Annotated in this window: 9 protein-coding genes, 2 tRNA genes and 2 rRNA genes; 3 read left to right on the top strand and 10 right to left on the bottom strand. The window is 39.9% G+C overall.

Features of this window, described 5'->3' with window-relative positions; all coding sequences use genetic code 11:
- Nucleotides 1–45 precede the first annotated feature (45 nt).
- Nucleotides 46–1,566 carry an FGGY-family carbohydrate kinase gene (locus BN986_RS07740; protein WP_040979280.1) on the bottom strand — a complete coding sequence of 507 codons (1,521 nt, stop codon included), beginning with the start codon at nt 1,564–1,566 and terminating at the stop codon, nt 46–48.
- Nucleotides 1,567–1,919: 353 nt separating this feature from the next.
- On the opposite strand from BN986_RS07740, the gene BN986_RS07735 reads away from it, so the two are divergent.
- Both BN986_RS07735 and BN986_RS07730 read left to right on the top strand, forming a co-directional pair.
- Nucleotides 1,920–2,474, top strand: a complete 555-nt coding sequence (locus BN986_RS07735; RefSeq protein ID WP_040979279.1) for a glycerol-3-phosphate responsive antiterminator — start codon at nt 1,920–1,922, stop codon at nt 2,472–2,474.
- 12 nt (nt 2,475–2,486) lie between these two features.
- Entirely contained in the window at nt 2,487–2,888 is a 402-nt protein-coding gene (locus BN986_RS07730) for a VOC family protein (protein WP_040979278.1), read from the top strand.
- A 170-nt stretch (nt 2,889–3,058) separates the two neighbouring features.
- Here BN986_RS07730 and BN986_RS07725 read toward each other — a convergent pair whose 3' ends face one another.
- From BN986_RS07725 to BN986_RS07705, 5 genes are all read right to left on the bottom strand, one after another.
- Nucleotides 3,059–3,400 (bottom strand): PTS sugar transporter subunit IIA, encoded by a 342-nt coding sequence (locus BN986_RS07725; RefSeq protein WP_040979276.1) that lies wholly within the window; start codon nt 3,398–3,400, stop codon nt 3,059–3,061.
- 14 nt (nt 3,401–3,414) lie between these two features.
- On the bottom strand, nt 3,415–4,713 hold the full coding sequence (locus BN986_RS07720; RefSeq protein ID WP_040979274.1) for a PTS sugar transporter subunit IIC: 1,299 nt from the start codon (nt 4,711–4,713) through the stop codon (nt 3,415–3,417).
- Between the two features lie 42 nt (nt 4,714–4,755).
- On the bottom strand, nt 4,756–5,073 hold the full coding sequence (locus BN986_RS07715; RefSeq protein WP_040979273.1) for a PTS sugar transporter subunit IIB: 318 nt from the start codon (nt 5,071–5,073) through the stop codon (nt 4,756–4,758).
- Nucleotides 5,063–5,314 (bottom strand): hypothetical protein, encoded by a 252-nt coding sequence (locus tag BN986_RS07710; RefSeq protein ID WP_040979271.1) that lies wholly within the window; start codon nt 5,312–5,314, stop codon nt 5,063–5,065. The genes BN986_RS07715 and BN986_RS07710 overlap by 11 nt, the downstream gene beginning before the upstream one ends.
- A 200-nt stretch (nt 5,315–5,514) precedes the next feature.
- The gene (locus tag BN986_RS07705; protein ID WP_040979270.1) at nt 5,515–8,175 is read right to left on the bottom strand and encodes a sigma 54-interacting transcriptional regulator; all 2,661 of its coding nucleotides are present in this window, start codon (nt 8,173–8,175) and stop codon (nt 5,515–5,517) included.
- A 427-nt stretch (nt 8,176–8,602) separates the two neighbouring features.
- Between BN986_RS07705 and BN986_RS07700 the strand changes: the two genes are divergently transcribed.
- Nucleotides 8,603–10,966, top strand: coding sequence for a glycoside hydrolase family 3 protein (locus BN986_RS07700; RefSeq protein ID WP_148417121.1), 2,364 nt, complete (start codon nt 8,603–8,605; stop codon nt 10,964–10,966).
- A 265-nt stretch (nt 10,967–11,231) separates the two neighbouring features.
- On the opposite strand, the gene BN986_RS07695 is transcribed toward BN986_RS07700, so the two are convergent.
- The 4 genes from BN986_RS07695 to BN986_RS07680 form a co-directional block, all read right to left on the bottom strand.
- Nucleotides 11,232–11,304, bottom strand: a tRNA-Thr gene (locus BN986_RS07695).
- A gap of 3 nt (nt 11,305–11,307) precedes the next feature.
- Nucleotides 11,308–11,382: transfer RNA gene (locus BN986_RS07690), tRNA-Asn, on the bottom strand.
- Between the two features lie 29 nt (nt 11,383–11,411).
- Nucleotides 11,412–11,527 (bottom strand): 5S ribosomal RNA (gene rrf, locus BN986_RS07685).
- A 55-nt stretch (nt 11,528–11,582) separates the two neighbouring features.
- Nucleotides 11,583–13,805, bottom strand: a 23S ribosomal RNA gene (locus tag BN986_RS07680); the annotation flags it as partial.

The raw sequence follows: 13,805 nt of genomic DNA, 5'->3' as shown, positions 1-13,805 counted from the left end.
TCCTCCTTGATAGAACATGAATTTTTATTTTTTTGTTTCACGTACCTAAATTTCGTTATCCCGCTTTTTATTCCAATATAATTTCATAATTTCCGTTAATGTATACCATTCTTTATAGCGTGATTCATATATAGGATAAGTTGAAGTATCTGGATTAACAGCAGGCAGGACTGTTACCGCGTTACGAAAAGCATCTTCATAACTGTCATAGACCTCTGTCGCTACACCCGCAACAATAGCCGCACCTAATGCACCGACTTCTTCCGCTTCTACCACTTCAATTGGTAGCTCGAGTACATTAGCAAATATTTGAGCCCATACCTTACTACGTGCAATTCCACCAGTTAACCGGATTTTGTCTGCTTTAACACCCGCATTACGCAGAAAATCGATATGGTATTTATGAACAAAAGCTACCCCTTCTGCTACCGCATAGGCAAACTCAGCATAGGTCGTATTTTGATCAACATTAAAGAAGTTTGCTTTTGCTTCTGTATGCAAGCTTGGCTGTGCTACAAACGGGTGGTAGATTACCTTTGCTCTTTCAATTGGAACTAAATCAATTAACTCATCAAGCACTTCATAATAGGAAATTCCTCTTTCATGTGCCTCTATTTTTGCATTTCCACCTAGAATTCTTGTAAACCATTCATAGTTTGCGCCGGAAGCACCTGACCAGGAACCAACTAAGTATTCCTCACTATTTAAGTAAGGCATATGTCCTGAAGCACCGTCTACTATTTTACTCGTATGCGCTAAGTTAATAGACCATGTACCTGCTACAGCTGTAAATGTCCCATCGTCTGTCGCACCAGCCCCAATAAGAGACGCAAATACATCCATCATGCCAGCGACAACAGGAGTTCCAGCTAACAATCCAGTTTTTTCTGCTGCCTCTTCCGTTACTTCTCCAATAATTTCTTCTGGCTTCCTTGCTAATTTTGGTAAAACATCGTACATCTCTGGAATTCCAAATAAGTCCATCAATTCTTTCGAGTAATCAAACGTTTCTAAATCCAGTAAATTGGATCCCCCAAAGTTATTTGCATCTGCAGCAAATGTATCGGTTAATTTATAAACAAGATAATCTTTAAACATGAGAATAGTACCTATCTGGCTATACACATGCGGTTCATTATCTTTAAACCAACGTAATATTGGACCAGGTTGTCCAGCAAATAAAGTAGCCTTGGTAATTTCGGCAACTTTCGCGGTTGTTCCATTGGCTGTCATCTGTTCAACAATGTCTGTCGCACGATAATCCTGCGAAAAAGCACCTGGTGCAATTGTATTTCCATCTTTATCAAGAACTACCAGACCATTACCAAATGAGGTGATGCCGACACCTTTTACTTCAGCAGGATCTACATTAGCCTGCTTAAGCGTCTCTCGAATACTTTCATAAGTAGAATCACCTAAAGCATCTATATCGAACTCTTCAAAGCCTTTTCCTCTCGGGCGTAAACGCATGCTGCTCGTCGCGTACGAAGCAATAACCTTTCCCTTCGTATCAAAAAGATTTGTCTTGATAGACGTATTTCCAGCATCAATACCAATTAAATACATTATGATCCTCCTCTTTTGAAAACCCTTACAATTTAAAATCAAAAAAGCTAAAGACACCACTATAGTACCATTATGATAAGCTGTGGGTCTTTAGCTGAATTCTTCTCACTATTCAACTACAATATATTTTGTTGTACAAAAAGAAAGTGCTTACACTTTATTTAAATTCATATTACATGAGACACAATCTATTTGTCAAGAAATAAGTCATTATATTTGTCAGAAAATTTAAAAGACGAAATTATTGCTTCTCATCGAAGGAAAAAGCTTATTTGACGCTGACTTTTTTGACATTATCGAGTATATTCTATAACATTATAGTATTAATCTAGATTGGAGTTGGATAAACTTTTATGAGCACATATCAGTCACTGGAAGTTATACCTTCTGTCAAAGATTTAAAATATCTTTCTGACGCATTAAAAAGCCCTCATAAATACATTGTTCTTACAAATGCCCACATTGGAAATTTGAAAAATTTAGTTGACTTATGCCATCAATCAAATAAAAAAGTCATTGTTAACCTCGAATTGCTTCATGGATTTAATGCAGACTCTATTGGAATTAAATTATTAAAGCAACAATTTAAGGTGGATTTCATCATTGCCAAAGGAACTTCAAAAATAAATATGGCAAAAACTGCGGGTTTAATAACGATTCAACGCATTGTTTTAGAAGATTCGATCGCTTTAGATTCTGCCTTAAAAATTGTCCAAGAATCAAAAGCAGATATGGTTGAATTAAGACCCGGCCATTTTGGCATGGAATTTTTTGAAAAGTTTCGTCAAACGCGTGATGTTCCTTATATTTTAAGTGGATTTATGAGCAAAAAAGAACAGCTGGACAGAGCAGAAAAATTAGGTTTATTCGGCGCAACAACAAGTTGTAAAGATCTTTGGAATGAATAAAGGAGGAATTTTTTGAAACATGGTCTAATCCATCACATAGAACTTTATGTTTCTGATATAAATGAAACAGTCCATTTCTGGGGCTGGTTCCTAAAAGAACTAGGATACGAGCCTTTTCAAAAATGGGAAGGTGGACAAAGCTGGAAACTGGGAGAATCCTATCTTGTATTTGTACAAGCAGAGGAAAAATTTTTAGATATTCCCTATCACCGACGTCGGGTCGGTTTAAACCACTTAGCTTTTCATGCAGACTCCCGCGAATTTGTTGATGAAATGACTACAAAACTCCAGCAGCGAGGGATTACTATTCTTTATCCCGAGCTTCATCCATTTGCTGGCGGTGAAAGTCATTACGCTGTGTATTTTGAAGACCCAGACAGAGTGAAAGTAGAATTGGTTGCTCCTGATGATTAAATGATTATCTCTTTTTTAGCACAAATGATCTAATACATAGTGCTAAGTGATAGCTTACTAACTGCTTGTAATAAAGAGCTAAGCAGCTTAATACCATTAAAATATTGGTATTAAGCTGTAGCATGAATGAATTAATTATTTATTTATTTTCCACACATACTAAAACTGCACTATTCGGTTCTCTGCTCCAATTTTTCAATTCTTTTCTCTAGCTTTTCTGTCGTTCTTAACTGCTCAATCATCCGTTTGATTAATTGCAGTTCAGCTTGTGCAGTCATTAAATGATCCTGTGCATGAATCATCAAAAAACTCGGTTTCGCCTGATCGTCTTGATTTTGAATAAGTTTTGTTTGATACTGATGCCCTTTTACAAATTCTTCATCAGCTTCTTCCAACAGCTTTTCAGCCTCAGTAAAGTTGAAGGTTTGCGCTTCATCCAGTGCTTCGTACGCTGCACCACGAGCATTTCCTCCGTGCAAGATGAGTTGTGACATGATTTCTTCGTAGTTCATATTCTCTCTCCTTATTAATTAGTTTCCGCTTCGTTATTATTTTCTTCGTTCAACAACTGTTTATCATATTTACGGAAGAAAGGATAATAAATCAACGCTGCAATAATCGCATTCACAATTTGTACTACTCCTGCTAACCAGGAACCACCTGTTGCAATAAATCCTCCTAAGAAAATAGGAACCGTGAATGGCGGCTGTACAATAACAGGAGGTAGAATACCTGTTGCAAACAGGATATAGTTAATCGTTACAATAACAACGGGTCCCAGTACAAATGGAATAATTAATATAGGATTCAACACAATCGGTACCCCGAAAATGAGGGGCTCATTGATATTAAATAATGAAGGTACAATAACCGTTTTTCCGACCTGTTTCAATTGTTTGGATGCCGCAAATAAAAGGAAGACAGCTAAACCAATCGTTGCTCCCGACCCTCCGAGATGCGTAAACATGTGGAAGAACGGTTCGGTAACAATACCTGTCGCTTCTGTTCCTTGCCTTACTGCTTCGGCATTATCTGCCAGGTTAGCCATCCAAAAAGGGTATACAACGGAAGATACAACGTTCATTCCGTGAATTCCCATCGCCCATAAAACAAGCATCAACAGAATCATTCCAAGTGTTGCCCAATACGAGTTAGATACAGTTACCAGAGGGCTAAATATGTCTAATACAGCTTGAGGTATCGTGATACCGAAATTAGCCCAGACAATCCAAGAAAGAATCCATACAATCGGTAAAATAATCATAAAGGGAATAATCACACGGAAGGTTCGCATCACATACGGAGGAACCCCGTCAGGCATTTCGAAAGTAACCCCTTTTTTAATTAAAAATCGCATAGCTTCTGTCGTAAGAATACCTAAAATAATGGCAACAAACAAGCCTTGCCCGCCTAAATACTGCAGAATATCTCCAAACGCTACCTGCTCAATATCCGTGACAGGGAATGCAGTCATAAAGAAGGCTAGCATAGATAACATTCCAGCCATTACTGCATCCATATCCCTGCGACTGGCAAGACTGTAACCAATACCAAACGCAACTGTCAGCGCCATTAATCCAAATGTCAAATTAAACGGGAAAAGAAGTTCTGCCTGAATAGGTTCTACTGCATTTACCCAAGCCTGCACAATTCCCCATTCAATGGAATCAGGCGGATTAGCAATGATAAGGAAAATCGCACCAGTAATAATAACAGGCAACGCAAAGATAACAAATGCATCACGAATAGACTGCAAATAAATATTCTGCGCTATTTTCCCTAATGGTCCCATGAGGTGATCTTCAAGCCACTGATCTAGCTTCATAGCATACTCCTCACTTTCATATCGTTTTAGTCCTTAGACACTCTATTTCTTCATATTTAGTGCTTGGTCCAACACCTTATCTCCATCCATTAACGCAAACGCCCGTTGATCTACTAATTCAACAGGAACATCATTCTGCTCCCCTATTTTTGTAACTTCTTTTTTCAAATGACGTACTTGTGGTTCTAAGAGAGCAACATCATATTCACTTGCTTTTTGCTTGAATTCTCCAGTACCACCTGCATATACTTCCACATCTAGCTCTCTCTTCTCTGCTGCCTGTTCCACTTTTTTGGCTAATTGACTTGAAGTAGCTCCCCAACTGCAAAGGATAATAATTTTTAATTTGTTATTTCCCATCTTTAACACCTCTTAATTTGTTATTTTTTGTAAACATTGTTTTTGCCATGCTATCAATTCTCTTATAGTGGCGCATAATCCAACTCGAGAACCAACTAGCAATAAATAGACATACTGAAAAGGCAATTCCAAATCCAAGAATTACTCCAGCTGAAGGCTGATTAGCGATAAGTGCATAAACACCATATCCAATCCAAATCAACGATAAAACAGTTGCATAAGTGAAAAGAAATTTTTTCAAGTAACCCCCTCCTTCTCTTTTTCTAAAAATGCTTTCCTGAGAATCACATTTAGCACTTTTTACAACCTTCACTTTATTACTTGCAAAAAATATGCCAACACAGTTTATTGGGTAGAAATAAAGAAGAAGAGCCTCATAATAGAAATTTCATTTGAAAACATTTTTTAATAAAAAATGTGTGCAACATGATTGCACACATTTTAACGGGATAATTTAACAAGCTCTGTTTTTATATGATCCGGAACAGTGAGATGAAATTTCTGCTCTAATTTTTCATAAAAAGGTTCCCATAGCGTCTTTTCTTTATCTGTAATAGTAATTTCTTGATCATCCACTGGAAACGAAAACATAAGCTTGTCTGAATTACTTTGAACACGGTTAGCGATTAATCGGTCGACTAGGCCTCCAATATGCATCCACATGCCTAACTCTCTTCCGGTATCCCAGTGATAATATTCACGAATCGGCGGAATACTAGCCTGCAAAATATTTGCAATAGATTTGGGATTTCCATAGGTGATGATTTCTTGTAATCCACCAATAATTAAATGATAGATTTCCTCTCTTTCTACCTCATTGCTTTCCATTGATGTCGCTAATGATTTCCTTGTAATTTCCAGCAGTCGATGCATTCTAGATACCCCTTCTTCCTGTAGCAACTCCCATGCAGGAATATAGGGGATACCTTCTATCGATACTGGAACGGTTCCAATAATGGCAATGACTTCATAATAATCCTGCAGTTCATGAAGAACAGAAGTATCGTTAGTTGAAGGATTAACTCGGACAGACCGTATTAAAACATCTTTATCTGAATGTGAAAGCTGTTTTTTTATCCAATCTTCCAGCAACTGCGCTGCACCTTCTCCTGTAAAGCAAACCGTAGCGATAAGGCGTTTTTTCTGTACATACTTCGACTCCTCTTCTTCTTTTGCAAACTTTAGCATCGCTTCTCTAGCATTTTCGTAGATTCCATCCAATGTTTGTTCAGATACCAGCGATTGTCTTCCTGCCTCCATTACCATAGGCAAATTGACACTTGAGATTGTTTTTAAAGGAAGATCTACATCGTTTTTAATGGTATCTCCCATGGTAATAAGTGATCCAATATCCACTAGCAGTAATACACTTTCTATATTTTCCATCTCTGTTCGTAATTGATGAATACGTGTTTTCACCTGTTCATACGTTTCTTCAGCAGTAATATGCAATGGCATATCAACAGCATGAATAACATGATTTCCCAGCAAATAATTTACTACTTCTGCCATTGAAGAAGCTGTAGACTTTCCATGCATAACAAGTAAAACAGCTATTCTTTGATCGTTTACTATCGTATCAACAGTGTAATTCTCTGGTGTTATAAAATGCGTGATTAGTTCAATCTCTTCAGGAGGTAATTTCATTCCAATTTGTTCATTTAAATAATAGGCAATCTGATTAGCCGCTTGTCGACATGTAGCGTTCGGATGAATCATAACTGGAATTGGAACTTTCTTGATATCGTTTCGAAGATGGTTTCGAAAATTTTGTAGATGTAATCCAAGCACGAAAAGTTGGCTTTTAGGAATTGAAAATCCAAACGATTCTTTTAATTCTTCTCCTGCATATTGAAGCGCATTAAATAAATCTTTATCGATTAATTGATTCCAACTTTGTCTTTGGTTTGGAAGATGTCTGTATTTTTGATTCAATTCTGATATATAATCCATTACCACTTTCTCTAACATTGGAGTTGATTCTTTCGAATTTTTACTGGTTGAATCAAAATGCTGATAAATATTTGGAAAATCCGTAGAAGTCCCCTCTGACACGTGATTAATATCCAGAGAAACTTTTTCTTTTTTATTCTCCATGTCATTTTCGTTATAACTAAGAAAATCCTCTAATTTAATAACGACACTCTTATTTTCGTTATTTAAATAACGGTAATATGCATGTGCACAGGCAATTTGAATATCACTTTTTAACTGTCCTATATTTCCTGGACAATCGTAAGTGAGAAAGGCTTCGCGACAATCTTTTTCTATAGATAGTGTGACACTCATTTTTGCTGCCTCTTCCCGAAGAAAATAATCAATTAGCTTTTCTCTTTCCCTATAGGTTCTTTCCCGCAATGGAGGAATATTTAATTTGATAGAAAAACGCCGCAGCAATGTAGGAAGCAAGACTTCGTTGGGGTTCTCTGTTGTTGCGCCAATAATAGCTATATCTGCAGTCCTCTCTTTTGTTGCATCTCCTAACCGATGAAAAATTCCTTTATCCATCAGGTAAAAAAGCATTTCTTGACCAGATGGAGGTAAACGGTGTATCTCATCCAAGAAAAGAATTCCTTTATGAGCCATATCGACGAGCCCTTTTTTATCCTCATCAGCACCTGTAAAAGCTCCTTTTTTAATTCCAAAAATCTGGCCGATTAACAATTCTGGATTTTGCGCATAATCAGCGCAATTAAAAGATATAAAAGCGTTATCATCCAATATATCTGATTGCTCAATTGCCAAGTGGGAAAGTTTTTCAGCTAAATAAGATTTCCCGGTACCGGTTTCTCCTGTAAAGAGAATTGGGAGAGGTCGGGAAGGATATGAAAACGCCGCCATACCAGTTTCCAATATAGGTCGAAGCGCTTCCTCTGATCCGATTAAATCCATTTGTTCACTATCTGAGGAATTAGATGATTTTACTGCATAACGCACGGGCTTTCCTGGTATTTTTAATACTTTATTTCTTTTTAACAAGTCATTCAAATAACGGCTTGCAGTGGAACGATCAATATTCAATTGTTCTCCTACCTCAACGGCAGTAACAGTCTCTTCTTTCAATTCTTTTAAGTGTTGGTAAATATCCAATATTCGACTCATCTGTCTAAACCTCATTTATTTAAAATAATTTCATTCGCTTCTATCTCTATCATAACAGCAGAAGACCTAAAATACACGTAACCAATTTGTGTAACCATTTTGCACACATGTGATCATCAACGACCAATAAAGTTTATAGTTCAACATTCTTTTTAACTGGCATGAAGTTTGCAATATGAAAGTTAAACCTGGACAAAGGAGGAATCAAAATGATTTCAACATTATGAAAGCGCAACCAAAAAAAGAAAGGAGATACTCTGGAATCACATGAAAAGTTGTTATGAAAAATTTAAAATGAAAGTTTACAGTTGTAAAACGGATTTTTTATTACTTCACAGAAAATTCAACCATTAAAGGAGTGAGTGCAATGCAAAAACGTTTTAAAAAATGGCTGAGTTTTTTCTCCATATTTATTCTTTTTTCACCAATGCAAAAACCAGTCATAGCAGAGAGTAACTCTTCCGAAGAAAACTCGAATGAAATAGAATTTGTTGAACAAAAAAATGGACCTGTACTTGGATATTCTTCTACATCCGGCGTAGAGATAATAACAGAAGGATCAGATCAATTTAAAGATTTAAACCAGAATGGACAATTAGATGACTATGAAGACTGGAGATTATCTGCGGAGGAAAGAGCAGAAGACCTTGCTTCTAGAATGTCCATCGAAGAAATCGCTGGACTTATGCTATATAGTTCTCATCAATCTATCGATTCTGCAGAGCTGACGGAAGATCAGAACAGCTATATCACTAATGATAATCTTAGACATGTATTGATAACAAATGTAGAAAGTTCAGAAACAGCTGCTCAGTGGAATAACAATGCACAAGCACTAGCAGAAGGGTTAGGCTTAGGTATTCCATTAAATAATAGTTCTGATCCAAGGCATAGTACGGATTCCAGTGCAGAATTTAATGCTGGTGCTGGTGGAGACATATCCATGTGGCCAGAGGCTATTGGTTTAGCTGCAACATTTGATCCTGAGATTGTAGAACAATTTGGTCATATTGCTTCTGAAGAATATCGTTCTCTAGGAATTGCAACGGCTTTATCTCCACAGATTGATATTGCCACAGATCCAAGGTGGTATAGATTCCCTGGCACGTTTGGGGAAAATCCTGATCTAGCAGCAGATATGGCAAAGGCTTATGGAGACGGCTTTCAGACCTCGAATGAGCAATCTGAGATAGATGAAGGCTGGGGATATACAAGTGTCAATACGATGGCTAAACATTGGCCTGGTGGTGGAACAGGAGAAGCAGGACGTGATGCACATTACGCTTTTGGAAAATATGCTGTTTATCCAGGAGAGAACTTTGATGAGCACCTTACTCCATTCTTAAATGGAGCATTTGATTTAGAAGGAGGAACAGATTCAGTTTCTGCGATAATGCCATATTACACCATTTCTTGGAACCAAGATGAGCAATATGGAGAAAATGTTGGTAATGCCTATAGTAAATATATGATTCAAGATCTTCTGCGAGACACGTATGGTTATGATGGGGTTGTTACCACCGATTGGGGAATCATTGGTGATCCAAATGAAGATATAGAACAATTTGCAGGTGGGAAATCATGGGGAGTAGAAAAACTTTCTGACCCTGAACGGTTCTATAAAGTTATAATTAATGGAGTTGACCAATTTGGCGGAGTTGATGAATCAGGGGATATCTTGGAGGCTTATCAGCTCGGTGTGGAAGAGCATGGAGAAGAATTTATGCGTAATCGTTTTGAGGAATCTGCAGTTCGTCTATTAACGAATATTTTTCAAACGGGTTTATTTGAAAACCCTTACCTGGATGTACAAGAATCTGTAGAAACTGTCGGTAATTCTGAATATATGGAAGCAGGATTTGAAGCACAACTTAAATCGATAGTAATGTTAAAAAACAAAGATAATATATTACCCCTTCAAGCAGAAAATAATGAACAATTGACAGCATATGTGCCTGAAAGATGGTTTCCTCCTGAAGAAAGCAGTTTTGGAGGCGATGATGAAGCATCAGAGGGAGAGTGGGCACCACTACTCAATCTTGATATTGTTGAAGACTATTTTAATATTACAGACAATCCAGATGAAGCGGACTTTGCATTAGTTGCGATAGAAGGTCCAGATGGCGGGCTTGGTTACTCTTCTGAAGATGTTGAAAATGGTGGAAATGGTTATTTTCCTATTACGCTGCAATATGGAGAATATACAGCTGAATATGCTAGAGAGCAAAGTATTGCTGGAGGACACCCAACAGAAGACTCCACCAATAGATCTTACAAAGATAAGACAGTAACTGCATCCAATACAAAAGATCTAGATCTGGTACTTGAAACAAGAGAAAAAATGGGAGATAAACCTGTAATCGCCTCCATTTCTATGGGTAACCCTGCTGTTTTAGCTGAATTTGAAGACGAAGTAGATGCTATTCTAGTAAATTTTGGCGTACAGGACCAAGCAGTGTTAGAGATACTTTCAGGTGAAGTGGAGCCTTCAGGACTCTTACCATTTCAAATGCCAGCTAATATGAAAACTGTAGAAGAACAATATGAAGACGTAGCTCATGATATGGTGGCATATGTTGATTCAGAACGAAACACTTACGATTTTGCATTTGGTCTAAATTGGGATGGTGTTATTCAAGATGAAAGAACAGAAAAATATGAATTTGAAGGAGTATCTAGTAATGAATTGCCTCAAACAGCTACTTTCGCGAACAATTATTTAATAACTGGCATACTATTACTCCTTTTAGGAGGAGTTTTCATAATCATCCAACGTAGAAAAAACATATAAGCTAAGCATGTCGGTAAACAATGAGATCAAATTCTTTATTCGTTGATCATATTCATAATCGCAACAGCTTTCTTATCTAGATAAGAAAGCTGTTGCGAGCAGATTTTTGATAAGCATATTTATTTTTACCAGTAAAATGTCAGGAGAAAATTTAAATAAACATTAAAAAGGGAAAATTTAGGTTCTTTACGGGCTTATTTCTTGGGTACATAAAAAAATAAGATGATAGCGAGAACCAAACTCACTTTATCACCTTATCATTCGAAGCTTCCAAGCGGATTTGAACCGCTGACCCCTTCCTTACCATGGAAGTGCTCTACCGACTGAGCTATGGAAGCAGATGGCTCCACAGGTAGGATTCGAACCTACGACCGATCGGTTAACAGCCGATTGCTCTACCACTGAGCTACTGTGGAATACAAATTAAATTTAGATAAAAAAATAAGCCTGGCGGCGTCCTACTCTCGCAGGGGGAAGCCCCCAACTACCATCGGCGCTGAAGAACTTAACTTCTGTGTTCGGCATGGGAACAGGTGTGACCTCTTCGCTATCGCTACCAGACTTACAAGATTTTGCACCCTGAAAACTAAATAAGAGTAACGTGACATAAAAAAACTTAGATAAGTCCTCAATCGATTAGTATCCGTCAGCTGCACGTGTCGCCACGCTTCCACCTCGGACCTATCAACCTCATCGTCTCTGAGGGATTTTACTCACTTCAAGTGATGGGAAGTTTCATCTTGAGGGGGGCTTCATGCTTAGATGCTTTCAGCACTTATCCTTACCACACGTAGCTACCCAGCTATGCTCCTGGCGGAACAACTGGTACACCAGCGGTGTGTCCATCCCGGTCCTCTCGTACTAAGGACAGCTCCTCTCAAACTTCCAACGCCCACGACGGATAGGGACCGAACTGTCTCACGACGTTCTGAACCCAGCTCGCGTACCGCTTTAATGGGCGAACAGCCCAACCCTTGGGACCGACTACAGCCCCAGGATGCGATGAGCCGACATCGAGGTGCCAAACCTCCCCGTCGATGTGAACTCTTGGGGGAGATAAGCCTGTTATCCCCGGGGTAGCTTTTATCCGTTGAGCGATGGCCCTTCCATGCGGAACCACCGGATCACTAAGCCCGACTTTCGTCCCTGCTCGACTTGTAGGTCTCGCAGTCAAGCTCCCTTCTGCCTTTACACTCTGCGAATGATTTCCAACCATTCTGAGGGAACCTTTGGGCGCCTCCGTTACCTTTTAGGAGGCGACCGCCCCAGTCAAACTGCCCGCCTGACACTGTCTCCGAACCGGATAACGGTCCTGGGTTAGAATGGTCATACAGTTAGGGTGGTATCCCACGGATGCCTCCACGTAAGCTGGCGCTCACGTTTCAAAGGCTCCCACCTATCCTGTACAAACTGCACAAACATTCCATATCAGGCTACAGTAAAGCTCCACGGGGTCTTTCCGTCCTGTCGCGGGTAATGCGCATCTTCACGCATAGTATAATTTCACCGGGTCTCTCGTTGAGACAGTGCCCAAGTCGTTGCACCTTTCGTGCGGGTCGGAACTTACCCGACAAGGAATTTCGCTACCTTAGGACCGTTATAGTTACGGCCGCCGTTTACTGGGGCTTCGGTTCAAAGCTTCGCTCCGAAGAGCTAACTCTTCCCCTTAACCTTCCAGCACCGGGCAGGTGTCAGCCCCTATACTTCGCCTTTCGGCTTCGCAGAGACCTGTGTTTTTGCTAAACAGTCGCTTGGGCCTATTCACTGCGGCTCACTCACAAGTGAGCACCCCTTCTCCCGAAGTTACGGGGTCATTTTGCCGAGTTCCTTAACGAGAGTTCTCCCGCTCACCTTAGGATTCTCTCCTCGCCTACCTGTGTCGGTTTGCGGTACGGGCACCTATGATCTAACTAGAGGCTTTTCTTGGCAGTGTGAAATCAGGAACTTCGGTACTCTATTTCCCTCCCCGTCACAGCTCAGAAACATGTCAGACGGATTTGCCTATCTGACTTCCTCGCATGCTTGGACGCACATCCATCGGTGCGCACTCCTTATCCTCCTGCGTCCCCCCATTGCTCAAACAATCATGAGGTGGTACAGGAATATCAACCTGTTGTCCATCGCCTACGCCTATCGGCCTCGGCTTAGGTCCCGACTAACCCTGAGAGGACGAGCCTTCCTCAGGAAACCTTAGGCATTCGGTGAAAGAGATTCTCACTCTTTTTTCGCTACTCATACCGGCATTCTCACTTCAAAGCGCTCCACCAGTCCTCACGGTCTGACTTCACAGCACTTTGAACGCTCTCCTACCATTGTTCGTAAGAACAATCCGCAGCTTCGGTGATACGTTTAGCCCCGGTACATTTTCGGCGCAGCGTCACTCGACCAGTGAGCTATTACGCACTCTTTCAATGATGGCTGCTTCTAAGCCAACATCCTGGTTGTCTGTGCAACGCCACATCCTTTTCCACTTAACGTATACTTTGGGACCTTAGCTGGCGGTCTGGGCTGTTTCCCTTTCGACTATGAACCTTATCACCCATAGTCTGACTCCCAAGTTAAAGTAACTGGCATTCGGAGTTTGACTGAATTCGGTAACCCGGTAGGGGCCCCTAGTCCAATCAGTGCTCTACCTCCAGTACTCATGATCTTGAGGCTAGCCCTAAAGCTATTTCGGAGAGAACCAGCTATCTCTGTGTTCGATTGGAATTTCACCGCTACCCACACCTCATCCCCGCATTTTTCAACATACGTGGGTTCGGGCCTCCAGTCAGTGTTACCTGACCTTCACCCTGGACATGGGTAGATCACACAGTTTCGGGTCTACGACCGCATACTC

The organism is Oceanobacillus jeddahensis (genome assembly GCF_000750635.1).
Classification (GTDB): domain Bacteria; phylum Bacillota; class Bacilli; order Bacillales; family Amphibacillaceae; genus Oceanobacillus; species Oceanobacillus jeddahense.
This window is presented reverse-complemented; position numbering and strand designations above follow the sequence as displayed.